This is a genomic window from Marinobacter daqiaonensis (assembly GCF_900115285.1).
GTDB lineage: Bacteria > Pseudomonadota > Gammaproteobacteria > Pseudomonadales > Oleiphilaceae > Marinobacter > Marinobacter daqiaonensis.
In genome coordinates this window covers 1089616-1115238 of record NZ_FOYW01000001.1, presented here as the reverse complement: position 1 = coordinate 1115238, position 25623 = coordinate 1089616, and the positions used below count along the sequence as shown (strand labels likewise).

Sequence of the window (25623 nt, the reverse complement as noted above, 5' to 3'; positions counted from 1 at the left end):
AATCTAAAAAAGAAATTCGTGTCCGGCTTAGTCTGGAACGTCTTGGATAAGTTGATAAGCCAGTTCGGCTTTCTGATTGTAACCCTCTATCTAGCTAAACTGATCGGCCCTGAGAGCTTTGGCTTGATCGGAATGTTGATGATCTTTATGCTTCTAGCAGAAAGCGTTGTTAGCAGTGGGTTCTCTCAGGCATTGGTCCAACGTAGCGAAGCCCTGACTAGTGATGATACATCTACTATTTTTTATGTAAATGTTGCCTACGGTTTAGCCATTTATGCACTGCTGTATTTCTCCGCCCCCCTGATCGCACAGTTTTACGGTGAGCCTGAATTAGTAGAAATAGCGAGATTGCTGTTTTTGGTGATTATAATTAATTCTCTGGCAGTAGTGGTGCGTGCCCAATTATTAATCAAGGTTGATTTTAAGAGTCAAGCTATCGCAGCAGCAATCGCAACAGTTATAAGCGCTGGTGCGGGGCTGTACTTGGCAAAATCTGGATACGATTACTGGGCCTTTGTCTGGATGCTCTTGCTCAGAGCATTGGTTCAGACTATATGTCTTTGGCTTTTCACTCGCTGGATCCCAAAATTAGTATTTAGCCTCGATTCGTTTAAGAGTCTTTTTTTCTTTGGTTCGAATTTGATCATTGCAGGTTTTATATCAACATTAGTAAACAATATTTACATTGCGTTGGTGGGGAAGTATTATAACGCCGCGAGCGTAGGATACTTTACGCAAGCCACCAATCTAACGAATTTTTTGGCTCAGTTTATTACTTCTACAATGCAAGGGGTTTCGTACCCAGTCCTCACCTCGATTAAAATGGAAAGAGAGCGTTTAATCGCTGCATATCGGAAAATAATACAGTTAACAATGTTGGTTTCTTTGCCAGCATTGATTGGTTTTTCGGCCGTCGCACAAGAGTTCGTTCATCTTTTCCTTGGAGAACAATGGCTGTCGGCGGTGCCGATTATTCAAATATTGTGCTTTGCGCGCGCGATAACGCCGATTAGCGCTGTTAGTATGAGTATTTTAAATGTTATTGGTCGATCAGATCTTTTCCTTAAGGTGGATCTAGTTAAGCTCCCTGTTACTGTAGGTACTCTTCTTGTTGCCGTAAATTTTGGGATCGAAGCTGTTGCCGTTGCTGTTGTCATTAATGTACTAATATCTTTCTTGATAAATTCCTATTTCCCCGGAAAATATTTTGATTTTGGGGCCTTGGCGCAGCTAAATTCAACCAAAAACTATTTTATTGCCGCTGCAATAATGTTCATTGGCGTAGGGCTTTTAGGCTTCTCGGAAGAGTGGTACTGGCTTTGCATGAAAGTGGGCGTCGGTTCCGTTGTGTATTTTTCGATGTTAATCCTTCTTAAAGACCCTATTTTTCTAGGAATGGCTTTTCGTTTTGTGAAGAGGGCGCGCCTTCAATAATTAAGCTCAATACCCTCTGGTAAACGGACTCTTATTGCAGATGAAAAACGCAATCGTCTCCTCTGCACCACTGATCGTGTCACGTTCAAATGAATGACGCGCAGGGCGGCAATCGTTGGATCATCGCTCATGAGCTGAACTGATTTCCCAGTAGCTTGAGGCGGTAGCTAACGCGCCGCAGGATAGACGATCCCCCCCCCTCTCTGTCCGCCTAGTTGTCCAGTTGGCGATTTCGCCTGAATTTAATAATCTAGGGGCGGCATGGGAGCATTTATGCCGCGTTATTCCGAAGAGCGTAACGCAGCCGTTTTGAATAAGTTGTTACCACCACAGAACCGCAGTGTTTTGTCAGTGTCGGTGGAGGAAGGCATATCCGATGTGACTCTGTATAGTTGGTTGAAACAGTGTCGACAACAAGGAATGCCCGTGCCAGGTAATCGCACCACCGGGGAAGATTGGTCCCCTGAAGCCAAGCTGGCCGTTGTAGCGGAAACGGCCTCTATGTCTGAAGCCGAACTCATTGGCTATTGCCGCGAGAAAGGCTTGTATCCAGAACAGGTGCAGCGCTGGAAAGAAGCCTCCCTTCAGGGTGCTGGCATGCAAGAAGACCAGGACAAAGCGGCTCAGAAGCAGAAACGAGAGTCCCGGAAAACCACCAAAAAGCTGAAAGCGGAAGTTCGCCGCAAGGACATGGCTCTGGCTGAGACCACGTCGCTTCTGGTGCTGTCAAAAAAGCTCGAAGCCTTGTACGGCGAGGATCCGGACACCGGCGGGGACAGCTGACGCCACTGGACGAGCGTGCAAGGCTTCTGGAGCTGTTTGATGAAGCCGTTACCGGTGGCGCTGCCCGGTACAAGGTGGCCCAGACAATCGATATCAGCGAGCGCACATTGAAGCGCTGGCGAGGTACTGACGGCCAGGTTGCTGAAGATCAGCGCCCTGAAGCAGAGCCGATTCAGCAGCCCCATAAACTAACACAAGCCGAGGAGCTGGCCATCCTGAGTACGTGTAATCAACCTCAGTACCGGAGTTCGCCACCGTCGCCGGTTATGCCGTCACTGGCCGACAAAGACCTTTCCCTAGCCTCGGGATCCTCCTTTTATCGGGTACTGAAAAAGCACCAGCAACAGAATCACCGGGGACGCGTGAAGTCGCCCCGCAAGGTGCTGGAGCCTACCAGCTTTACCGCGGCAGGCCCGAACCAGGTGTGGAACTGGGACATTAGTTATTGTCCTTCAGCGGTGCGTGGCCAGCATTGGTACCTGTACCTGATCATGGACATCTACAGTCGCAAGATCGTTGCTTGGGAAATCCATGATGTGGAATCCGGGGAGCTGGCTAAAAAGCTGGTTGAGCGTGCTTCGTTAAGAGAGGGCTGCTGGCACAATCCACCCGTGCTGCACTCCGACAATGGAGCGCCAATGAGGTCATACATGCTCAAAGCCAGGTTGGCCGATCTAGGCATGCTGCTGTCCCATAGTCGACCGAGAGTCAGCAACAATAATCCCTATTCGGAGTCGTTGTTCCGGACCGTCAAATGCTGCCCCGAGTGGCCATCAAAGGGCTTTAAATCGCTCACGGCCGTGCGCGACTGGGTGCTGGCATTCGAGTATGCCTACAACGAACAGCACCTTCACAGCGGCATCCGGTGCGTGACACCATCAGATCGCCACCGTGGTGTTGATCTTGAGCGCCTAGCACGCCGGAAAATGGTTTATGAAAGAGCAAAGCGCCGGAATCCACGGTGCTGGTCTGACAATACCCGGAACTGGGAGGTCACCGGACCGGTATCGCTCAACCTTGGCAAGATGCAGGAAGTTGAGCGCAATAAACTGGCCGCTTAAATGTGGTCATTTGGACAACTGGGTTGAAAATTGCCGCTCATCTCAACTGTGCTAAATATGAGGTGCCGGATCAAGCGCAAGAGTAATTAGTACTCGCTGCCAAGCTGCAGGAGGTGTTTATATCGGGCTCAGCCGGATAAAATTGACAGGACATTCACCTACGATCAGGCTGGCGTGCTGGCGTGCTGGCGTGCTGGCGTGCTGGCGTGCTGGCGTGCTGGCGCGTGACGCTGAGATTGCTCCGACGACAGGCCCACTTCATATTGCCGCCCGCGCGCCCAGCAGCGTTGGACGCTCTTCAGGACGGTTACCCGTGAGCTTCACATGTACTACCTTGGCGCATAGGGGTGGTCGCAGCAAGCTGTTTTAAAAGGTCATCAATCTCTTCTTCCGTGATACCTTCAGTATTGAGGCCGAAGTTTCATTTCGGGCAGAGCTCGTTATTCGATTCCTGTCGCAGATAAATGAGCTGGGCACGGAGTCCGCTTGAGCCCTTGTAATATTTGTCCCGAGCGCACTAGTATAAAAATGCTACATTGGCGTGCAAACCAAATACAAAGCTGTGGTTTGTTGAAGCGAGTATGTTCCAGATAAACGCCCATATATCGAAAGCTAAAATACGAGCCGTTGCTGCGGATTGCGTACTCTGGTAGTACAATCAGGACGGAACTCGTATCGGCCTTGAAGGGGGTTACTGGCAATATAAATGGGACCTTCCAATCTGAAGCTCTTTTCGAGCATTTGGGAAAAGTGGTCTTGTAAGCACGAGGAATTCCTAGTTTATTAGTTATTCTATAAATCCTGATCTTTGCTAGAAAGAACCAGAAATTATTTAAGTGAAAATTTTTTTGCAAGCTAGACGTGATGCCCAGCCACCATCACATAAACACTGGTCAAACCGATTTCACTCGTTTATTCTGGCTGCTTAGTTAACTAAACTTCCAGCGAATCGCAATAGTATTATACCTATTAAAAATATATTTTTGAGACAATTTTTCAAAACTAGTACGACTGGGTCGGTTTTATATGAAGGAAAAATTTGATAGATTTTATGGCCATAAAGTTACAATTATAACGCTTTCTTATAACGACTTTTCAAGAATAGAGCGCACCATCAGATCAGTATTTGATCAAGATATTTTCATGTCTAGGGATGTAGAATATATAATAGCCGATGATGGTTCTGATAACTATAACTACGACTTCCTCGTTTCTAAAGTATCAGAATATTGCTGTAATGAGAAAATTCATTGTAGTTTTTTGATCTATTCTAACGAAAAAAATTTGGGTACTGTAAAGTCTTTTAATAAGGCGGTGTCGCTGAGTTCAGGGGATATTATAATTCCGCTTAGTTCGGGAGATGAGTTTTATAATAAAAGCTCAGTTTCAACAATATTGCGGGCCTTTGAATCCAGTAATTTTCAAATGTTGACTGCATTTAGGGAAATATTGAGCAACGACCAAGCGATTTCAGTTAGACCAGTCCGTCGTGATGCAGAGCTACTTAAAAAAGGGGATAGAAAAGAGACCCTTAAGGCTTTAGCGGTGAAAGGCAATTTTATTAGCGGTGCCTGCACTTACTATCAAAAAAAATTTCTTCAAGAGATGGGCGGTTTCGATGAAGATTTTGTGTTGCTCGAAGACTATCCTTTATATTTAAAAGCTTTAAAAAAAGGTTATTCTATTGGTTTCATAGATCGTATCACGATGAAGCATCAGATTGGTGGTGTGAGTATGAGTGGCCGTCGCAAAGACGTTCATCCGGAACTCATAAATGATTTTGCAAAAGTGCGTGAATGGATAACCAAAAATATTCCAATGACAAAGAGAGACCGACGCTATTTTAACTTCTTTCAAGTTAAAAGCAGAAAGCAACGCCTTTCTCCAAAAACGATTTTATTTGGTTTCGATTGCTTTGCTGTATGGCTCTGCTTATATATTTATGACGGTGTTAAAGACAAAATTAATAAATAGTATATCCGTATTGAAATAAGAATTATTGATGATTGCAATAACGAACGATCACTGTATTCGGTTCTTTGTTACTCGTCGTTCGGTGAGTTAGTATAGCATTTGAGATTAAAAAAATATAAATGAGTTTGTCTTGCAGGGCGTCCGACAGCTAAGAGAATAAAAATAAATTTTGTAGGAAGCAAAAAGACATCGGCGAGGCTGGATTCCGAGGTAGCCTGGCGCCAAGTTAGAGTCAGCGTTGTTTGTCGCTTGCATAGCTTTTGTTGAGTGCGCCGAAGAATTAAGCTGTTTAATGTCGATGATTTATTAAACGGTGGAATCCTGTTGCTTTGTGACTTAAGGGCACCTGTTGCTTTTTTGTGAATGGTGACGGTTATCTGCCATGTGATGAGAAGAATGATTACTATTGTAGAGGCCTATTCTCGTAAGATTATCTTAAAAAACGATTTAAGGGTAGGTTTACAAAAAAACAGTCGGATTTGGGAAATTAAGGTTTGCGAGCATCTAGGATCGATTTTGCTTGTATTAGTATAATAACGTTTTTGTGTATAATTGCACCCTACATTATTGTCTTCGGGTTTCCGTTGCCTGTGTATGTGTTGTCTTTTTCGGTTTTATTGCTTCCCTATTTTTTAAAGGTTAGCTTAAAAAAATACGAACTGATTGCAGTTTCTTTGTCTTTATTTTTTCTTTCAGTAACTTTTACGATCGGCCTTGTTAAAGGGGGGGTGTTCAGTTTTAGAGTAGTCGAACTGGCGGTCTATTTTCCAATAATTTTTCTTTCAGCTAACACTCTTGTACTATTAATCCTAAAAAATTATAGTGCTGCATCAATCTACATTATACTTATAAATTCCATTTTGTTTAATTCAGTATTTGTCATTTTTTTGAATTTGGGAGTGCTGGATGTAGTCGGTTTTTATAATTTTGTACATATTGATCCAAAAGTGTTTACGTATCCAATTCAAAGGTATCCGGGGTTTGCATATGATTCGTTTTCATATTTGTCAGCTTTAAATGCCTTTGGGCTTTGCCTGCTTTTGGATTGTTCTTTTAAGAGAATTATAAAGTCTAGATTGTATATTTCTGTTTCAATTATAATTATTGCTGCTTCGATTGTTCTTTCCGGGCGGGTTGGGATTGTGATCGTTTTATTGTATTTGTTTTCAAGGTTGCTTACGTTCAATCTCTCAGCTATGAAAAATATTTTGATTATGGGGATCGCTTTTTTTTCCCTTACACTTCTAGATTGGGGCTCTTATGAATGGTATAAGGATTGGTCATTTTCTTTTTTACGTCGGATTTTTTCCGGTTCAAGTCAGATTGATTCTTCTGTAAGCGGAATTGTTTCCCATCACATTTTCTTACCAGAGCGCCTTTTGATTGGCGACTCAATTAAGTTTAGTGACGTAAAAAGTGACCTGGGTATTGTTAGAATGATTAATAGCTCTGGCTTTGTTGGTGCTATTCTCTATTCTTTATATTTCTTATTTCTTTTTGTGATAGCGGTTATTTCTCGTAGTTTTATCGCAATTTTTTTTGTGGTTATGTTATTTTTGCTAAATTTCAAGGATGTCTATTTCGTCTCGCCTTATGGTTTTAATTTTTTCCTAATGGTCGTACTACTTTCAAAGTTTTTGCTTTCACAGAGAAAAGAAAACAAAGATGCATACAGTTGAAATTTTGTTGTCAACCTATAACGGTGAAAAGTATCTTAGTGAGTTGTTGGGTTCTATTATAGAGCAGACCTACAAAGACTTTATTATTACAATTAGGGATGATGGGTCAAGAGATTCTACAGTTCATATTATCGATGAGTTTTCTAGGCGATATCCGGGTAAGGTTCGTGTGCTTGATGATGCTTATGGTAACTTAGGGAGTGCCTTAAGTTTTTCGGAATTACTGGGGCGTTCAAGCTCTCCTTATATTATGTTTGCGGATCAGGATGATGTTTGGTGTCCTGATAAGATTGATATAACTCTAAGAAAAATTAAAGAAATGGAAGCTGAATATGGCCGTGATACTGCATTGCTTGCTTTCACGGATCTTTTAGTTGTTGCTGATGACTTAAGTGAAATATCCTCTTCATTTTGGAGATTTCAACGTCTTGATAGTTTGTTATCAAAAAACTGGAGAAATATCCTCGCTCAAAATGTTGTCACTGGCTGTACTGTAATGATAAATTCTCAAGCGAGAGACGTGTGCCCTCCTATGCCTAATCTGGACATGATATACGACCATTGGCTAGCTATAAACGTTGCAAAAAATGGTCATATAGATTGGCTGTCTACGCCAACTATTCTTTATAGGCAGCACTCTTCGAATGTCGAAGGTGCTAAGCCTGTGGATATTTTTTATATGATCGGTCAGTTGAGGCATTTAAAAAGGAGGATGGTTCTTTACATGAAATTGTCGAGGATTTTTGATGTCTCATTGTTTGATATATTTATACGTAAATTAGTTCTTAATAAGCAGAGATTAAGGCGCCGCGATCAATGATTAAATACATAATCACCTGATCAGGTATGGGGTTACCCGGTAAAATCGGGCCATCTCAGCATCACGATTCTAATGCTCGTGATTAGGAAGAAAAGAGTTTCAAGCCTTCCGGTGAGCCATCTTTAAGTATCGGATTCAGAAAAGTGGCTTCTGGAAGTTAAAAATTTTCCACCGGCACACGAGTTAGGCGCGGACAATGGTCGAAGAAGAGAAGAAGAGAAGAAGAGAAGAAGAGAAGAAGAGAAGAAGAGAAGAAGAGAAGAAGAGAAATTATTTTCCTAATTTCGTTCAGTACGCTGCTGGATATTTTGGGATGAAGGCAGTCCGGGGATTGTATTCTGATCTGACTAATCTATGTACCTGAAAATGGTATAATTTTTGGTGTTATTTGAAATTTCAATTTAAGGTGGACGAATGTGGACAAGATACTCTGTCTCGATCGTTGGGACAGTTGGGGTGCCTGGCAATTATGGTGGGTTTGAGACACTTGCAGAAAATTTAGTGAGATTCCGCAAGGAACATGATCTTGATGTGGAACTGAGCGTGTACTGCTCGTCTAGGGCTTTTGAATCGCGTCCGCACGAATATCTTGGTGCCAAATTACGTTTCCTTCCTCTGAACGCTAATGGCCCGCAGTCGATTCCTTACGATGTCCTTTCTCTTCTGGATGCGGTGCGTCGTAGAGATGATGTGATTGTGCTGTTGGGCGTCTCTGGCGCTCTGGCACTGCCATTGGTTCGATTGGTGTCGCGAGCGCGCATCCTGACCAACATTGACGGCATTGAGTGGAAGCGGGAGAAATGGCGCGGTCTGGCGCGCATGATTTTACGTTGGTCTGAAAGAGTCGCTGTGCGTTGGTCTCATGTTGTCATTGCAGACAACTCAGCTATTGCTGAGCATGTGCGGGAGCGGTATCGCTCTGGCTGTGAGGTTATTGCTTATGGAGGAGACCACGCCCTAGCCGTCGAGCCCGTTGAAGATCAATCTCTGGATCTGCCGAAAGAGTATGCTCTCGCGCTTTGTCGGATTGAGCCCGAGAACAACGTAAGTATGATTCTTGAAGCTTTTTCCAGCATGCCGGAGCGTAACCTGGTATTCGTCGGTAATTGGGATAAAAGCGATTTTGGACGTGACCTACGTGCGCACTATCACGATCACGCGAATATTTACATGGTTGATCCCATCTACGATCCCGGCCGGCTGCGTTGGATCCGCGATGGCGCTCGAGCTTATATCCATGGGCACTCTGCAGGGGGCACGAATCCTTCTCTTGTTGAAATGATGCATTTCGGCATTCCTGTTTTCGCCCATGCTTGCAGCTTCAACCGGTACACGACAGAGGATCAGGCCCGCTACTTTGAAAGCGCCGCTGGGCTTGTAGCGGAAGTGAGGGGGGTGGATATGACTCGTTTGCACGAGATTGGCGAGAGGATGCAGGAGATTGCGCAGCGTCGCTATTGTTGGGATCAAGTGGGCCGTGCCTATTTCGAACTAGTCGAGGCGGTATGTTCAAAAAGGTGGCGAATTGGCTAGTTCAGGTCATTCCTGCGTGGCTTGTTGGCTGTGCTTTATAGAAAAGATTAAAGATAGCCAAGGATGAAAGTGACTACTGCGGACGAGGATAAAGAAATTCTTTTGACTGTTGGTCTTTTCGACCGTGGTAGTCCGTGCCGTCCGCGGCTGCATTTTTTCACTGTTTTTTGCGCGTAATCGGCGGCACAACATCGGACTCTTTTATGATCAATATCAGCAAGCTCCTTACCGGCTACAGTGAGTACAGGCCAGAGCCATCCATCCCTGACCAGCGTGTCTCCTTCGGCACCTCCGGCCACCGGGGCAGCTCTCTGAGTTGGTCGTTTAACGAGTGGCATATTCTGGCCATTACCCAGGCGGTGGTTGACTGGCGCAGGGGACAGGGACTGGGAGGGCCGGTTTATGTTGGCAAGGACACTCATGGCCTTTCCGGGCCGGCGTTGGATACCGTGCTGTCGGTGCTGGTGGGAAATGGCGTTGCGGTTCGGGTTGATCGGGATAGGGGTTTTACACCAACGCCACTGGTTTCCCGGGCGATTCTTGCCCATAACGAGGCCAAGCCCGGCGCTCTGGCTGACGGCTTGATTATCACGCCGTCGCACAATCCCCCGGAAGATGGCGGCATCAAGTACAACGGGCCGGATGGTGGTCCGGCCAGCACCGATGTAACCAGCTGGATCGAAGCCCGTGCCAATGAATTACTTGAGGCTGGCTTGGTTGGCTGCCGTACATCACCGCTGAGGTTGGCCAGGGCGGAAGCCGAGCCCTGGGATTTCGTGGGCCGGTATGTGGAGGCTCTGGGCGAGGTGGTCGATATGGCCCAGATTGCGGCCAGCGGCCTGAACCTCGGCGTGGACCCCATGGGCGGATCGGCTCTGGCGGTCTGGGAGGCTATTGCCGAGCGGTACGGTGTCCGGCTGAAGATTGCTAACAGCGCCCAGGACCCTGAATTCACCTGTATGCCGCCGGACCACGATGGCAAGATCCGAATGGACTGCTCCAGTAGCGCGGCCATGGCCAATCTGCTGAAGATCCGGGACGACTTCGATCTTGCCTTCGGCAATGACCCGGACGCAGACCGCCACGGCATTGTTGACGCCGCCGGCCTGATGAACCCGAACCATTATCTGGCGGTGTGCATAGACTACTTGCTCAAACACCGGCCGGACTGGTCTTCCCGGCTGGCGGTCGGCAAAACCCTGGTATCGTCGTCGCTGATTGACAGGGTCGTGTCGGGTAATGCACGCGAATTGTATGAGGTACCGGTAGGCTTCAAGTGGTTTGTCGATGGACTGTCAGAAGGGCATCTGGCCTTTGGCGGGGAGGAAAGCGCCGGCGCCAGTTTCCTGAAGATGAACGGGCAGCCCTGGAGTACCGACAAGGACGGCATCATCCTTTGCCTGCTGGCGGCGGAAATCACCGCCAGAACAGGCAAGCTCCCGAGCGAATACTATCGCGATCTCACCGGCGAGCATGGGGCGCCGGTATACCGGCGGAAAGACTTCCCGGCAACCCCGGAACAGAAGCAACGCCTGAAAGCCCTGAAGCCCGAAGACATCCCGTTCGCAGAGCTTGCGGGCGATCCCATCACCGCCAGCTTCACGAACGCACCCGGCAATGGCGAGTCCATCGGTGGCATCAAGGTGACCACCGCCAACGGCTGGTTCGCCGCCCGTCCCAGTGGTACCGAGAACCTTTGCAAGATATACGCGGAGAGCTTCGTCGACGAGGAACATCTCAACCGGATGTTGGCCCAGGCGGAATCGCTGCTCTGAGGCTGGATGGGCTCCAGAAACCTGAAAATAGGGTCAAAGCCGACGTTACCGGCGAAAAACCTGAGCTATCTCATTGATGGCGTGATCTTGATCGCTCGTTCGCGGGGTTGGTTTATCTACACATTTAAAAAAATTAATAGCTGAAGGAGGCCTGATTTTGGTGGATTTTCTCAAAGTTTAGCCAATGGAGGTATAACGACCTTAGCCACTCTCATCTAAGATGAGATACCAAATATTAGAAAACGACACCCCATACCTGTCAGGTAACATTCATGGAATTTGCAAGCTCCACGGGAATGATTGCCATTATATCGGCATTCATTGCCCTGCTTCTTCTTAGTCCTTTTGCTAAGAGGATCAAGCTGTTGGATACCCCAAATCATCGTAAGGCTCATAGCGGGGCGATCCCGCTGACAGGAGGGCTGAGCGCATTTTTCGGTTTGCTGGTGGCCTGGTTGATCTCGATGCCACTAACCAATGGCTTTGGCATCTACTTGTTGTGCGCCACTTTGTTGGTATTGCTAGGGGCGATTGATGATGCCCGGGACATTCCTGCTCGTCTCCGCCTCTGGGCTCAGGTGTCGCTGGGGGCCTTGCTGGTCTATGGCTCGGGCATCTATCTGAATACTTTCGGAAACCTCATCGGTTTTGGTGACATTTCCCTCGGGTGGCTGGGGCCATTGATTACCATCGCGGCAGTAATCGGTGCCACTAACGCTTACAACATGATTGATGGAATCGACGGGTTGGCAGGGTCTATGAGCCTGGTGACACTGCTGGCACTGGCGCTACTGTTTGTAGCTGCTCCGGGCTTTGGGATGGAATTTGCGCTGGCGGTGACTATTTCCATGGCTCTGTTGCCGTATATGGCCGCCAATCTCAAGCTACCACCGTTCCGCCATAAGATTTTTATGGGGGATGCCGGTTCGATGTTTATCGGTTTTTCCGTGGTATGGCTGCTGGTCAACGGCACGCAGGCTGGGGAGCAGGCTTTCCGCCCGGTTACCGCCTTGTGGCTCTGTGCCGTGCCTTTGATGGACATGGTTGCCATCATGGTCCGTCGGGCGCGTAAGGGGCAGTCCGTGATGATGGCGGATCGGGATCACTTGCACCATATCTTTATGCGGGCCGGGTTTACGGATAGGGAGGCACTGGTAGTTATTACAGTAATAGCACTTCTGTTTGCCGGTTTCGGTTTGTTCGGTGAGTGGCTGGTAATCCCGGAATGGATAATGTTCGCTGTGTTCATGGGTGTTTTCGCCGGTTACAACTGGATGCTTCAGCATGCATGGCGTCTGCTTGTCGTCTTCCGTGGCCGCACCCGCGAGATGTCAAGGTGATGCCAACGGTTCTTTCCTTCGTGTCGGTGTAAACCGATACGGAGCTCGACCCGGGAGGACATGGCAATAAATCTCCTTCCGGGTTCCCCTTCTTTTCTTCCGCAGATTCTGTAGCTAAAAACCCTCCTTCATTTGCCCCCCTATATCTCCTCCGCTTATAATCTAATTCCCGACCTCTGCAAGAAAGGATGGATCCTTTGTCTACCAACATTGTCTGGCACCAGCACAAAATCACCCGCGCGGAGCGCGCCCATAACAAGAACCAGAAGCCCTGCCTGCTGTGGTTCACGGGGCTGAGTGGCTCCGGCAAGTCCACCATTGCCAATGCCCTGGACGTGGCCCTCCATGAGCGGGGTTACCACACCTTTTTGCTGGATGGCGATAATGTTCGTCATGGGCTGAACAAGGATCTGGGGTTTTCCGACGCGGACCGGGTGGAGAACATCCGCCGTATTGGTGAGGTGAGCAAGCTGTTTACTGATGCGGGGCTGATTGTGCTCAGCGCCTTTATCTCGCCCTTTACCAGCGACCGGCGCATGGTGCGCAACCTGTTTCCCGCCGGCGAGTTTATCGAGGTGTTCATGGACACCCCCCTGGAAACCTGTGAGCAGCGTGACCCGAAGGGCCTTTACGAGAAGGCCCGGGCGGGGCAGATCAAGCACTTCACCGGTATCGACTCTCCTTACGAATCCCCGGAGCGTCCGGAGGTCCGCCTGGATACCTCGATTATGGGCGTCGAGCAGTGTATTGATCACCTGATCGGTTATCTGCTGCAGCGGGGTCTGATCTTCGACAACGGCAAAACCCCCTGAACTTCATTACCTTATTCGTATTCCGTATTTGGAAAACCGCCGGGTTACGGGTTTACTGTGCGCTCTGGTTATTAGCGTATAAGTGATTATGCCTTTTTAGGGATGGTGTGGCCGGGTAAGGAGCCTGATGTCCATGGCGTGGGAAGCCGTTTTTACTCTTGTGTTGCTGGGTGTGGTGCTTGGGTCGCTGGCCTTTACCCGGGTCTCCGCGGACCTGATCCTGATGGCCGCCCTGATAACGCTGGTTATCTTCGGGGTGCTCAGCCCGGCCTCCGCCCTGACGGGGTTCGCCAACCCCGGTGTCATCACCATCGCCACGCTTTACGTTGTTGCCGCCGGTCTCAAGGAAACCGGGGCCGTCCAGTGGATTGCCCGGCGGATGCTGGGGCACCCGAAAACCGCCTCCGGGGCCCAGGCCAGGCTGATCGCACCCACCGGGGTGCTGTCGGCCTTCATGAACAACACCGCTGTGGTTGCCATGTTCATCCCCGCCGTTCAGGACTGGGCCCAGCGGCTGAACATTCCCGCCTCCAAGCTTCTGCTTCCCCTGAGTTATGCCGCCATTCTCGGTGGCACCTGTACACTGATCGGTACCAGCACCAACCTGGTGGTAGACGGCCTGCTCCAGAGCCGTCTCGATATTCACCTGGGGCTGTTCGAGCTGGCCTGGGTGGGGATTCCCCTGCTGCTGGTGGGTGGTGGCTTCATGGTGCTGTTTGCCGGCCGCCTGCTGCCGGATCGCGGTAGCCTGAACGAGGAACTGGAACTGGTCCGGGAATACGGCGTTGAGGTGGAGGTGGAAAGCCCCGGCCCCCTGGTGGGCCGTACGGTGGCCGAAGCAGGCCTGCGGGCCCTGAATTACGGCTACCTCACCGAGATTGACCGCCAGGGCCGCCTGATCACGGCGGTTGAGCCGGACCGTACCCTGCAGGCGGGCGACAAACTGTATTTCGTGGGCGCGCCGGAGTGCGCCAGCGAGCTGCGCCGTATACAGGGGCTCAAGCCTGCCAATGGCAGCGTTCACAAGCTGGACCTGGCCAACCATCAGCGCTGTCTGGTGGAAGTGGTGCTCGGGCCGGAATTCGCGGCCCTGGGCCAGACGGTGCGCGACAGCCGTTTCCGGTCCCGCTTCAATGCGGCGATTCTTTCGGTCTCCCGTGAGGGTAAGCGGGTGCCGGGCAAGCTTGGCGATATCCGCTTCAAGATGGGTGACACCCTCTTGCTGGAGGCCAGCCAGGAGTTTGCGGAGCAGTACCGTTTCCGGCGTGACTTCCTTCTGGTGAGCGCCCTGAACGATTCCACTCCGCCGGATTTCAGCAAGGCGCCCATGGCCCTGGGTATCCTGCTGGCCATGGTGGCGGTAAGTGCTTCCGGGCTGCTGGATATCCTTGAAGCGGCTTTCCTGGCGGCGGGGGCGATGATCCTGTCCGGGTGCATTACCGCCAGCCGCGCCCGCCGCAGCGTCGATCTGCCGGTGCTGGTGGTCATTGCCGCCTCGTTTGCCCTGGGCACCGCCATGTCAGACACCGGCGCCGCCCAGTGGGTGGCCGGGGGCCTGCTGCAGTTAGGGCCATTCTCGCCCTGGGTCGCCCTGGCCCTGATCTATCTGCTCACCACGGCTTTTACCGAAGTCATCACCAACAACGCCGCCGCGGTACTGATGTTCCCCATTGCCCTGGCGGTGTCCGAACAGCTCGGTGTGAACTTCATTCCCTTCGCCATCGCGGTCATGTTCGCCGCCTCCGCCAGTTTCATCACCCCGCTGGGCTACCAGACCAACCTCATGGTCTACGGCCCCGGCCGCTACCAGTTTACGGACTACGTCCGCATCGGCGTGCCCCTGAGCCTGATTGTCGGCATCACGGCGGTGCTGCTGATTCCGCTGGTCTGGGCTTTCTGAAAAATAGGGTCAGCCCCACTAGTGTCCCAACGTTTCATGGGACACTAGTGGGGCTGACCCTATTTTTGTTGCGGCATAACCACATAATTTTTTGTTCGTTTACGTTCTAAGGTTTAGGCCTTACCCTGTGTGCTGTCGAAATTCTTCCACCAGGAGTGGTAATGACAGTTTCCAGTGTGGCCCTCAAGCGTTCTGCATCAGATGTCTCCCGGCTCGAATCGGCCAGCGCCGAGGAGCGGGTGGAGTGGGGCCTGTCCCAGTTGCCGGGCAGGTTTGTGCTGAGCTCCAGCTTTGGTATCCAGTCTGCCGTTCTGCTGCACCTGGTGACCAGGATCCAGCCGGATATTCCGGTGCTGCTGGTGGATACCGGCTACCTGTTCCGGGAGACCTACGAGTTTGTTGAAGCCCTGCGGGAGCGGCTGGACCTGAACCTGAAGGTGGTGTCCTCCAACTGGACCCCGGCCAGGCTCGAGGCAGTCCATGGCAAGCTGTGGGAGCAGGGCGTTGAGGGTATCGAGCGATACAATCAGATAATGAAAGTGGCCCCCATGGAGCAGGCCCTGGACGACTTGGGCGTGGGTACCTGGTTCGCGGGTCTTCGTCGCCAGCAGTCTGGCTCCCGGGAGCATCGTCCGGTTGTCGAGCAGCGTCAGGACGGTCGCTACAAGGTTTACCCGCTGATCGACTGGCACAACCGTGATGTCCACAAATACCTGGTCAAGCACGATCTGCCGTATCACCCGCTGTGGGAGCAGGGTTATGTTTCCGTGGGGGACTGGCATACCTCCCGGCCTTTAACACCAGGCATGTCGGAAGAAGAAACCCGCTTCTTTGGTCTGAAGCGGGAGTGTGGTCTGCACGTCTGAGTGGCGCTGCCTTTGGATGATGTCTGCATGAACCGGCAATCGAAAAAAACCGACACGGCGGTGTACTATGATTCAGTCATTCTTTGCTTAAGGGCTCTGATATGTACGCCATTGAGTTTGAAACTGAAATACGGGACGGCGTGGTGCGGATCCCTGACGAGTACGGTCGGTTAAAGAATGGAAGGATGCTGAAGAGGATGATAAGTGGATCTGAACCAGGGAGAGGTGGTTCTGTGTCGATCTTATTTTTCAGACTTGAAAAGCAGTAAAAACCGGCCAGTGGTAGTATTTAAGGGTAACCTGCCTTTTGATGACTTTGCCGGTCTCCTGATAATTGATTGACCTGTCTCGGTATTGGGTTCCCAACCCAAGAGAATACGAAATGACATCAAGGAGTGATGTTCCCATGCTTAACCTCAAACACCACGGCGCCACCACCGGCGTCACCGGCTCCTGCCACGAACTCACCGTTGGTACCCACGGCATTCTGATCGACTGCGGCCTGTTCCAGGGGCAGGACACGGGTGTGGGAGCCAATGCCCGGGATCTGGCCATTGACTTTCCTGTTGATCATATCCGGGCGCTTGTGGTCACCCACGTCCACATCGATCATGTTGGCCGGATTCCCTATCTGCTGGCCGCCGGCTTTGAAGGCCCGATTATCTGCTCTGAACCCTCAGCCGTGATGCTGCCGGAAATCCTTGAGGACGCCCTCAGGATAGGTTTCACCCGTGACCGGAAGCTGATTGGCCAGGTCCTTTCCCTGATCCGCTCCCGCCTGGTGCCGGTACCTTATGGGCAGTGGCACGACGTTCTCGATGAGCGCTCGAATGGCCACGAATTCAGCCTGAGGGTGCGTCTGCAAAGGGCAGGGCATATCCTCGGCTCCGCCTATGTGGAGTGTGATACACGGGCGGATGGCAGAGACGAGCGGATCGTCTTCAGCGGCGATCTTGGGGCGGAGCATTCGCCATTGCTGCCACCGCCGGCCTCCCCGGAGCGGGCGGACCGGCTGATCATCGAGAGCACCTACGGTGATCGTCATCACGAGGGCCGCGAAGGGAGGCGTCATCGGCTGCGGCAGATACTTGAGCATGCCCTGGAAGATGGCGGCACGGTGCTGGTTCCGGCCTTCAGTATCGGCCGGACCCAGGAGCTGCTGTATGAGCTGGAGGATATCATTCATGCCCACGGCGATCACCGGTTGCCGTCTCGGGCGGCTGTGGCGGCCGGCCGGTCGTCATTGATCTGGTCGGACCTGGAGATCGTTGTGGACTCGCCCCTGGCTGCGGAGTTCACCCGCATATACCGTGACCTGAAACCTTTCTGGGATGAAGAGGCAATGGCCCGGGTAAATGCCGGCCGTCATCCGCTTTCCTTCGAACAGCTGACGGTTATCAACGACCACGAGGACCATTTGCGGGCGGTGGATTATCTGGCACGGTCCGGTCGGCCCTGCATTGTCCTGGCGGGGTCCGGCATGTGTGCCGGAGGACGAATCGTCAATTACCTCAAGCGTATGCTCGGCGATGAACGGAATGACGTGTTGTTTGTGGGGTATCAGGCAGCGGGCACGCCGGGTAGGGATATATTAACCTATGGCCCCCGCCAGGGCTGGGTGGAACTGGATGGAGAGCGCTATACCATCCGGGCCGCCATTCATAAGATATCGGGGTATTCCGCCCATGCGGATCAGGCGGATTTATGCCGGTTTATTGATGGTATTCCGGTGGCTCCACAAGAAATCCGCATTGTCCATGGTGATACTGACGTCAAACAACGGTTTTACAATTTATTGCAGGAAAAGGGCTATGGGAATGTTGTCATTCCTTGCTGATGGTGCCATTTATTATTTTTTCTTCATGGGCAATGCCCGCTGAATACTTTTAAAACGATGGGCGTTATTTTATTATGCGGGTGGTTTCATGGAGCGAAGGGTTACCATACATTAGAATATTTACAGCTTAAAAGGTTTAGCTCATGGCGAATATCAACGATTACTACCAGAAGAAACAGCTCCTCGAAAAGCTTTCCGAAGAACTGAGCAAGATGGAACAGGACCAGACGCTGAAGAGTGATCTTGAGTTTGAAAACAAGATCAAGGCGCTGATGGACGAGCACAATAAGGCCCCCAAGGACGTTCTCCAGATCCTGAGTGCCATCGACCCGTCTGTCTCCGGTGGCAAGTCCGATACCACTGGTACCCGTGCCAAGCGTCCTTTGAAGACCTACAAGAATCCACACACCGGTGAAGTGGTCAAGACCCGTGGTGGCAACCACAAGACACTGAATGAGTGGCGCGACAAGTACGGTAAGGAAGCTGTACAGAGCTGGCAGCAAAACTAAGCTGCGAGACCCACCCGGGCGCTTTCAGCGCGCCCGGGTTATTGTTTCCTGTCCGTTTTTTAAGTGATTTTATTCCTCAAATCCCTCCTTGTCGCAGAGAAACTCCCTCTCTTTTGTTATCATTAGCGTGACTTGTTAACTTGCCCTGATTCGCTGAAAAGGACACGTCATGCTTGCGATCATTCTTTCTGGTGGTTCCGGAACCCGCCTCTGGCCGCTTTCCCGTGAAGCCTATCCCAAACAGTTCATTCCCGTTGTTTCCGAGGAGTCGTTACTGGCGGATACCGTGACCCGGGGCCTGAAGCTGGGTGACGATATCCGGGTGCTGGCCATTACCAACGAGGAGCATCGCTTTGTGGTGGCGGCGAACCTGCAGCGCCTGGCGCCGGGCCGGACCGAGGGCATCATACTGGAGCCGGTGGGGCGTAATACCGCTCCGGCCATTGCCCTTGCCGCCCTGGCGATGGCCGAGCGGGACCCGGATGAGCTGATGCTGGTGATGCCCTCCGATCAGGTGCTGAAGGACGAAAAGGCTTTCGCCAGGGCGGTGGCCGCCGGGTCGGAAGCGGCCGGGCAGGGCAAGCTGGTCACCTTCGGCATCGTGCCCTCGTCACCCCACACCGGTTACGGGTACATTCGCGCCGGTAGCCCGCAGAAGGGCTGGTCCGCGGTGGATGCCTTTGTCGAGAAGCCGGACGCGGAAACCGCCCAGGGTTATCTGGACGAGGGGGGATACTTCTGGAACAGCGGCATGTTCCTGTTCTCAGCCCGGCGTTATCTTGAGGAGCTGGAGCGCTACCAGCCGAACATACTGGAAGCCTGCCGCAGGGCCTACCAGCAGCGCGAGGGCGACCTGGACTTTACCCGGGTGAACAGGGAGGCATTCGCGGCCTGTCCGGACGACTCCATCGATTACGCGGTAATGGAGCACACCCGGGATGCGGTAGTGGTGCCTCTGGATGCGGGCTGGAGTGACGTTGGCTCCTGGTCCACGCTCTGGGAGATCCAGCCCCAGGATGAGCATGGCAATGCCTGCCATGGGGACGTGATTCTGGAAGACGTCAGCGGCTCCTATATTCACTCGGAGGGGCGTCTGATCGCTGCCCTCGGTGTTACCGATCATGTCATCGTGGAAACCGATGACGTCGTGCTGGTGGCCGATCGCAACCGGGTTCAGGACGTCAAGAAACTGGTCAATCGCCTCAAGGCGGAGGGTCGTCCTGAGTACAAGCTCCACAAGAAGGTGCACCGTCCCTGGGGCACCTATGAAGGTATCGCCAACAGCGAGCGGTTCCAGGTCAAGCGTATTACCGTCAACCCGGGAGCATCACTGTCCCTTCAGAAGCACCACCATCGGGCGGAGCACTGGGTCGTGGTGAGAGGTACGGCGCGGGTCCATCGCAACGGTGAGGAAACCCTGCTGACTGAGGACCAGTCCACCTACATTCCCCTGGGCGTGACCCACCGCCTGACCAACCCTGGTGTCATTCCCCTTGAGCTGATTGAAGTGCAGACCGGCAGCTATCTGGGCGAGGATGATATCGTGCGCTTTGAAGATAGCTACAATCGGGTCTAACCTGTAGTGAGACGTTCTGGATAAGGTCTCGTTTTATTCGCGTTTTCTGGACCTTGAATGCGACGTACTTCTCGTTGCGGATACTTGAGTTACATTACTCAGGATGGAATGTGACGCCGGCAAGCGAAGGCGCACGAATGACACGGTAGATTGGGGAGTTCCGATTCCTCCTTGCCGTTGAAAAGGAGTTCCTTATGCGAATGGGCCAAGTGCCTGCATCCGGTCGCACTGCCGACCCGGTGGTGATTACCGATAACGCCTGGTACCGCCTGGCGGATGATATTGCCGTGGCCCTGGCATCCGCGCCCAGGGGGTTGATCTGGATTACCGGCGCCAGGGGATGCGGCAAGACCGCCTGGCTGCAGGCGCTGACGCCATCCCTGAGAACGGACTTCTATCTGCTGGACCTGCGCCACGAAGCTGAGGTCCATTCTGTACGGGAAGACATGGCGGGCTATTCCGACTATATCCAGGGCACTGCACCGGCCCTGATCCTGGACAATCTCTCTCCGTCGGAGCTGATGGGCCTGCTGGCGGAACCGTCCCATGCCGCAAGGCATATCGTGCCCGGCCATCCCGGGCCAATCCTTCTGCTCAGCCCTGAGGCTGAAGAGGATCAGGTGGCGGCCCGGCGCCTGGAGCGGGTAACGGGTCGGTCGCTGATGCGTCATGAACTCCCTGCCAGCAGCCGTGCCCAGAACCAGGCGATCCTGGTCGCCCATCGTCCCATGATCGAGGCCCGCTGGAAGGTTGAGATCAGCGATGAGGCCATGGCCTTTGCGGTGTCAGGTCTCCGTTACCGGGCCACGCCCGGGCAGGTGGTGGAGTGGCTGGAGCGTGCAGCGGCCAGGGTTGCCGTGGTGGCCGAGGAGGGTCCCCGGGAGTGCCGGCGACTGCGGGACGAACTGACCACCCTCGAACGTCGCATTGAGGCGAATCGCGAACGGGGTGAGCCCTTTGAGCAGCTGGAGCGGGAGCAGGGGATTCTTTCCCTGGAACTCACCGCTGCTGAAATCGACTGGCTCGAGCGTCAGAGCCGGGGCACCCTGCTCCAGGTTTTACCGGAGGATCTGCGGGCGGAGCTTGAATCCCTCACCGGGACCAGCGATCATCCCGACTTGCATGTTCCATCAGATGTCGCCGGAGGCGCCCGCAGTGCAGGATCTGGAAATCTACGTTCGTGACCTTGACCCCGTTCGTCTGGCCATGTGGCTCGAAGCCAATCTGGACCAGATCCTGGTGCCCCCAACGCCCTTCGGTAACAAGCCGGGCCTTTTCAAGGCAGAGGGCCGTTACAGCGATAGCCTGATTCGCATCAGCGTCTACGCAGAGGCTTTTGGCAAGCGCTTCAGCTCAGTGGTTCTGGAGGGCGAACGCCTGCCATGGGATTCCGACCTGGCCTGCGCCCGCAGTGCCTGGCGGGCCCTGGAAACCGAAATCCGCTGCAGCCAGGGCGAATGGCAGGAGGGCGACCCGGTCCAGGATGAAAAGTGGTGGCGCCTGGATGAGCGGGGCGAACAGCTGGTGGTGTGGAATTAGCCAGGCGGGACACTGACGCCCCGTCCCGGTGACTCACTGGCCTGTGTTCAGTAGTGGGGTGGGGGCGACTCTTCCTCTTCCGGCCTGATATTGGACGGGCTCATTTCCGATAACTGCTTCTTCAGATGCTGCTTCGCTTCCCAGAGCGCCCGGATGTCCAGTTCCTGCTGTGCGACCTGATCCGAGAGGGTGTGGATCAGTTCGTCCTGAAAGGCCAGCCGGGTCTCCAGTTCATCCATTCGGGCGACGAGTTTTTCTGTCGCGTTTGTGTCTGTATTCGCCATTGTGTGCAACGCTTTGGTCAGGTTTGTGGTGAATCTGCTATTATGCCCGCTTTATTTGCCGGGATGTCAGGTTCAGACACGTGTCCGGCGAATAATGGTCAGTCAACTTTTATCTATCCTATTTACGGAGCCTGTTTTGTCCATGCGTAATCCAGTTAGAACAATCCTTTCAGCGGTTCTGGTTGCGGTGCTCGCCCCTCTGATTCTGGGGTTCATTCTCGTCAACGCCACGCCCGCCTTTTTCCAGGTGCTTTATCTTTCAATGACCGGTGAGGGTACCGGCAGCCTGCAGATTCTCGGAGAGCCTTCAGCCATTGCGGCCTATATCATCACCTTTATCCTGTTCGTCCTTGTGGGCGTGCTGACAGTGCTTGTCAGCGAGCGCCAGCCCCGGACTTCCAGCCGTCAGCAGTACAGCAGCAACGACCGGACCCGGAGCGCCGCCTCGACCGAAACGGATGAGGAAGACGACGAGGACTACGGTCCCGAAGGTGCCGAGGAAGGCACGGTGAAGTGGTTCAACGTCAAGAAGGGCTTCGGTTTCATCGTTCGCGACAGTGGCGACGAGGTCTTCGTCCACTTCCGCGCCATCCGCGGCCGCGGCCGCCGGGTACTGCGCCAGGGCCAGACCGTGCGCTTCGACGTGGTAGAAGCCTCCAAGGGCCTGCAGGCGGATAACGTCTCTACCCTCGATTAAGCCTCGAACAGACTGTAGGAGCCAGCCTGCTGGCGATGGCGAAACCTGCTTCGCTGGCAGGCCAGCTCCTACAGCCTGTGCAACCCCCGATCTTCTGTAGGAGCCAGCCTGCTGGCGATGGTGGAACCCGCTTCGCTGGCAGGCCAGCTCCTACAGTCTTCGCAAGCCCCGATCCTCTGTAGGAGCCAGCCTGCTGGCGATGGTGGAACCTGCTTCGCTGGCAGGCCAGCTCCTACAGCCTGCGTAACCCCCGGTCTTCAGTAGGAGCCAGCCTGCTGGCGATGGTGGAACCCGCTTCGCTGGCAGGCCAGCTCCTACAGTCTGTGCAAGCCCCGATCTTCTGTAGGAGCCAGCCTGCTGGCGATGGTGGAGCCCTCCTCGCTGGCAGGCCAGCTCCTACAGTCTGTGCAACCCCCGCTCTTCTGTAGGAGCCAGCCTGCTGGCGATGGTGGAACCTGCTTCGCTGGCAGGCCAGCTCCTACAGTCGGCACAAGCCCCGGTCTTCTGTAGGAGCCAGCCTGCTGGCGATGGTGGAGCCCTCCTCGCTGGCAGGCCAGCTCCTACAGTCTGCGCAAGCCCCGATCCTCTGTAGGAGCCAGCCTGCTGGCGATGGTGGAACCCGCTTCGCTGGCTGGCCAGCTCCTGTATTCAGGCCAGCAACTCCACCAACACCTCTTCGTAGATCGCGGACAGGGTATCCAAATCCTCGGCCTTTACGCATTCGTCCACTTTGTGGATGGTGGCGTTCAAGGGCCCGAGTTCCACGACCTGGGCGCCCGTGGGGGCGATGAAGCGGCCGTCCGAGGTGCCGCCGGAGGTGGACAGTTCCGTTTCGCGGCCGGTGATCCGGCGGATGGCGTTCTGGCTGGCGGTGACCAGGGCGCCACGGTCGGTCAGGAAGGGGCGGCCGCTCAGGTGCCATTGCAGGTCATACTTCAGCTTGTGGCGTTCGAGGATGGCCACCACGCGTTCTTCCAGGCTTTCCGCGGTGTTTTCCGTGCAGTAGCGGAAGTTGAAGTGCACCAGCAGTTCTCCCGGAATCACATTGCTGCCGGTGCCGGCCTCAATCTTCGTAATCTGAAAGGTGGTGGGCGGAAAGTAATCATTGCCGTTGTCCCAGAACTCATTGGCCAGAGCGTCGAGAGCCGGGGCGGCCAGGTGGACCGGGTTTTCGGCCAGGTGGGGATAGGCCACATGGCCCTGTACCCCGTGTACGGTCAGGTAGCCGTGCAGTGAGCCCCGGCGACCGTTCTTGATGATATCGCCCACCTCGTGGGTGCTGGAAGGCTCGCCGATCAGGCACCAGTCGATTTTCTCGTTGCGTGCCTCAAGGGTATCGATCACCTTCACGGTACCGTCCTGGGCCGGGCCTTCCTCGTCGCTGGTGATCAGAAGGGCTATGGAGCCCCGGTGCTCCGGGTATTTCTCCACGAATCGCTCGCAGGCGGTGACAAATGCGGCCAGGCTACCCTTCATGTCCGCCGCGCCACGGCCATACAGATAGCCGTCCCGGATTACCGGATCAAAAGGTGCATAGGCCCAGTTCTTCTCAGGCCCCGTCGGCACCACATCGGTGTGCCCGGCAAACGCCAGCACCGGCCCGTCCTTGCCCTTGCGGGCCCAGAGATTGTCGGTATCGCCAAATCGCAGGTTCTCACCGGCAAATCCCAGCGGCGCCAGGCGGGACATCATCAGTTCCTGACAGCCGGCATCATCAGGGGTTACCGACCGCCGGCGAATCAGGTCCATGGCGAGTTCGAGAGTGGGGGAGAGTGTCATAGGGGCCTCTTTTTTGCCGCGGAAACCGCGGAAGGACGCGGAAAAAAGACTGATTAGCCACGGAAACCACGGAAGGACACGGAAGGAAAACAAAAAAGAAAAAATGGGTTGCGGGTAACCCTCGAACACTGAAGATACCCGCAGCCGGGTTCTCTTTTCTTCAGCTTTTTCTTTGTCCTTTTCCGTGTCCTTCCGTGGTTTCCGTGGCTAGATCGTCTTTATCTTTTCTTTCCGCGCGTTCCGCGGATTCCGCGGCAAACAGTCAGTTATTGGCGTGCAGCTGCTCGTTCAGTTCGATAGCGGTCTTGTTGGTCTTGCACTCAACCGCGCCGTTCTGGCTGTTGCGGCGGAACAGGAGGTCGGTCTTGCCGGCCAGGTCCCGGGCCTTGATCACTTCCACCAGCTGGTTCTGGTCGTCCAGCAGGGCAACCTTGGTGCCGGCGGTGATGTAGAGGCCGGCTTCGACGGTGCAGCGGTCGCCCAGGGGGATGCCGATGCCCGCGTTGGCGCCCAGCAGGCAGTTCTCGCCCACGGAGATGATGATGTTGCCACCGCCGGAAAGGGTGCCCATGGTGGAGCTGCTGCCACCCAGGTCGGAGCCCTTGCCGATCATGACGCCGGCGGAAACGCGGCCTTCGATCATGCTGGTGCCTTCAGTGCCGGCGTTGAAGTTGATGAAGCCTTCGTGCATGACGGTGGTTCCCTCACCGACGTAGGCGCCGAGACGAACACGGGCCGTATCGGCGATACGCACACCCTTGGGCACCACGTAGTCGGTCATCTGGGGGAACTTGTCCACGGACTTCACTTCCAGGGTATGGCCGGCCAGACGTGCCTGCAGCTGGCGCTCGGGGAGCTCGTTCAGGTCGATGGCGCCCTCATTGGTCCACGCCAGGTTGGGCAGCAGTCCGAAGATGCCATCGAGCTTGATGCCGTGGGGCTTGACCAGTCGATGGGACAGCAGGTGCAGCTTGAGGTAGACCTCCGGCGTGGTGATCGCGGAGTCGTCGGTCTCAAGAATGGTCACAGCCACTGGCCGCTGGCTTACCGCCGCCCTGCGGGCCAGCTCGGCCTGGGCGGTGTGGGCTGTCGAACCAAGGGCGTCGGCAAAGGCCCGCAGCTGCTCGGCCGAGGCTTCGATGGCCTGGTTACCACCCTTGTAACCCAACGTGTTACCGGCGATCTCGATCAGGTCGCGGTCGGGCATCAGCACCGGCTGCTGATAGAACACCTCCAGCCACTCGCTTTTCTGGTTCTGGGTACCGATGCCAATTCCGAATGCAAAACTCATCTGCTGCTCCTGTTTCAAAATGTTTCTCTGGCCTGTCAGGGGCCTCGTTTTCAAGATCGTGGCAACCGCTTACTGTAGGAGCCAGCCTGCTGGCGATGGTGCTGGCTTCTTCGCTGGCAGGCCAGCCCTACAGT

At 53.6% G+C, this 25623-nt stretch carries 20 protein-coding genes and 1 pseudogene; 18 read left to right on the top strand and 3 right to left on the bottom strand.

Annotation, left to right across the window (positions count from 1 at the left end):
- Positions 1-18 precede the first annotated feature (18 nt).
- The 17 genes and pseudogenes from BM346_RS05085 to BM346_RS05010 all read left to right on the top strand — a co-directional run bounded on the left by BM346_RS05085 (position 19) and on the right by BM346_RS05010 (position 21438).
- The gene (locus BM346_RS05085; RefSeq protein ID WP_227662934.1) at positions 19-1434 is read left to right on the top strand and encodes a lipopolysaccharide biosynthesis protein; all 1416 of its coding nucleotides are present in this window, start codon (positions 19-21) and stop codon (positions 1432-1434) included.
- Between the two features lie 273 nt (positions 1435-1707).
- Positions 1708-3278, top strand: a pseudogene (locus BM346_RS05080) (IS3 family transposase).
- Positions 3279-4304: 1026 nt separating this feature from the next.
- Positions 4305-5252, top strand: coding sequence for a glycosyltransferase (locus BM346_RS05075; RefSeq protein WP_092009454.1), 948 nt, complete (start codon positions 4305-4307; stop codon positions 5250-5252).
- A 599-nt stretch (positions 5253-5851) separates the two neighbouring features.
- Positions 5852-6931, top strand: a complete 1080-nt coding sequence (locus BM346_RS17890) for a hypothetical protein (RefSeq protein ID WP_139229905.1) — start codon at positions 5852-5854, stop codon at positions 6929-6931.
- Positions 6918-7751, top strand: a complete 834-nt coding sequence (locus tag BM346_RS05065; RefSeq protein ID WP_092009450.1) for a glycosyltransferase family 2 protein — start codon at positions 6918-6920, stop codon at positions 7749-7751. The genes BM346_RS17890 and BM346_RS05065 overlap by 14 nt, the downstream gene beginning before the upstream one ends.
- 196 nt (positions 7752-7947) lie before the next feature.
- A complete protein-coding gene (locus BM346_RS18035; RefSeq protein ID WP_167812639.1) occupies positions 7948-8115 on the top strand; it encodes a hypothetical protein in 168 nt (55 codons plus the stop codon).
- 50 nt (positions 8116-8165) lie between these two features.
- On the top strand, positions 8166-9284 hold the full coding sequence (locus BM346_RS05060) for a DUF1972 domain-containing protein (RefSeq protein ID WP_092009448.1): 1119 nt from the start codon (positions 8166-8168) through the stop codon (positions 9282-9284).
- Between the two features lie 167 nt (positions 9285-9451).
- Entirely contained in the window at positions 9452-11059 is a 1608-nt protein-coding gene (gene pgm, locus BM346_RS05055) for a phosphoglucomutase (alpha-D-glucose-1,6-bisphosphate-dependent) (protein ID WP_265013563.1), read from the top strand.
- 272 nt (positions 11060-11331) lie between these two features.
- Complete coding sequence (gene wecA, locus BM346_RS05050; protein ID WP_227662893.1) at positions 11332-12399, top strand: UDP-N-acetylglucosamine--undecaprenyl-phosphate N-acetylglucosaminephosphotransferase; 1068 nt, start codon at positions 11332-11334, stop codon at positions 12397-12399.
- A 197-nt stretch (positions 12400-12596) separates the two neighbouring features.
- Entirely contained in the window at positions 12597-13211 is a 615-nt protein-coding gene (gene cysC, locus BM346_RS05045) for an adenylyl-sulfate kinase (protein WP_092009444.1), read from the top strand.
- Positions 13212-13344: 133 nt separating this feature from the next.
- The gene (locus BM346_RS05040) at positions 13345-15111 is read left to right on the top strand and encodes an SLC13 family permease (RefSeq protein ID WP_092013326.1); all 1767 of its coding nucleotides are present in this window, start codon (positions 13345-13347) and stop codon (positions 15109-15111) included.
- Between the two features lie 161 nt (positions 15112-15272).
- A complete protein-coding gene (locus BM346_RS05035) occupies positions 15273-15977 on the top strand; it encodes a phosphoadenylyl-sulfate reductase (protein ID WP_092009442.1) in 705 nt (234 codons plus the stop codon).
- A gap of 406 nt (positions 15978-16383) precedes the next feature.
- A complete protein-coding gene (locus BM346_RS05030) occupies positions 16384-17814 on the top strand; it encodes an MBL fold metallo-hydrolase RNA specificity domain-containing protein (RefSeq protein ID WP_092009441.1) in 1431 nt (476 codons plus the stop codon).
- A 143-nt stretch (positions 17815-17957) separates the two neighbouring features.
- Positions 17958-18323, top strand: coding sequence for a histone-like nucleoid-structuring protein, MvaT/MvaU family (locus BM346_RS05025; protein WP_092009439.1), 366 nt, complete (start codon positions 17958-17960; stop codon positions 18321-18323).
- Between the two features lie 169 nt (positions 18324-18492).
- A complete protein-coding gene (locus BM346_RS05020) occupies positions 18493-19899 on the top strand; it encodes a mannose-1-phosphate guanylyltransferase/mannose-6-phosphate isomerase (protein WP_092009437.1) in 1407 nt (468 codons plus the stop codon).
- A gap of 194 nt (positions 19900-20093) precedes the next feature.
- On the top strand, positions 20094-21083 hold the full coding sequence (locus tag BM346_RS05015) for a hypothetical protein (protein ID WP_092009435.1): 990 nt from the start codon (positions 20094-20096) through the stop codon (positions 21081-21083).
- Entirely contained in the window at positions 21055-21438 is a 384-nt protein-coding gene (locus tag BM346_RS05010; protein ID WP_092009432.1) for a hypothetical protein, read from the top strand. Before BM346_RS05015 ends, BM346_RS05010 begins: the two co-directional genes overlap by 29 nt.
- Before the next feature lie 47 nt (positions 21439-21485).
- Here the strand turns inward: BM346_RS05010 and BM346_RS05005 are convergent, their stop codons facing one another.
- Positions 21486-21722 (bottom strand): SlyX family protein, encoded by a 237-nt coding sequence (locus BM346_RS05005; protein ID WP_092009430.1) that lies wholly within the window; start codon positions 21720-21722, stop codon positions 21486-21488.
- Positions 21723-21864: 142 nt separating this feature from the next.
- On the opposite strand from BM346_RS05005, the gene BM346_RS18365 reads away from it, so the two are divergent.
- Entirely contained in the window at positions 21865-22419 is a 555-nt protein-coding gene (locus BM346_RS18365) for a cold-shock protein (RefSeq protein WP_092009428.1), read from the top strand.
- Between the two features lie 648 nt (positions 22420-23067).
- Here BM346_RS18365 and dapE read toward each other — a convergent pair.
- Positions 23068-24198: a succinyl-diaminopimelate desuccinylase gene (dapE, locus tag BM346_RS04995; protein ID WP_092009426.1), complete on the bottom strand. Its 1131-nt coding sequence runs from the start codon at positions 24196-24198 to the stop codon at positions 23068-23070.
- Between the two features lie 262 nt (positions 24199-24460).
- Positions 24461-25489 (bottom strand): 2,3,4,5-tetrahydropyridine-2,6-dicarboxylate N-succinyltransferase, encoded by a 1029-nt coding sequence (gene dapD, locus BM346_RS04990; protein ID WP_092009424.1) that lies wholly within the window; start codon positions 25487-25489, stop codon positions 24461-24463.
- Between the last annotated feature and the right edge of the window lie 134 nt (positions 25490-25623).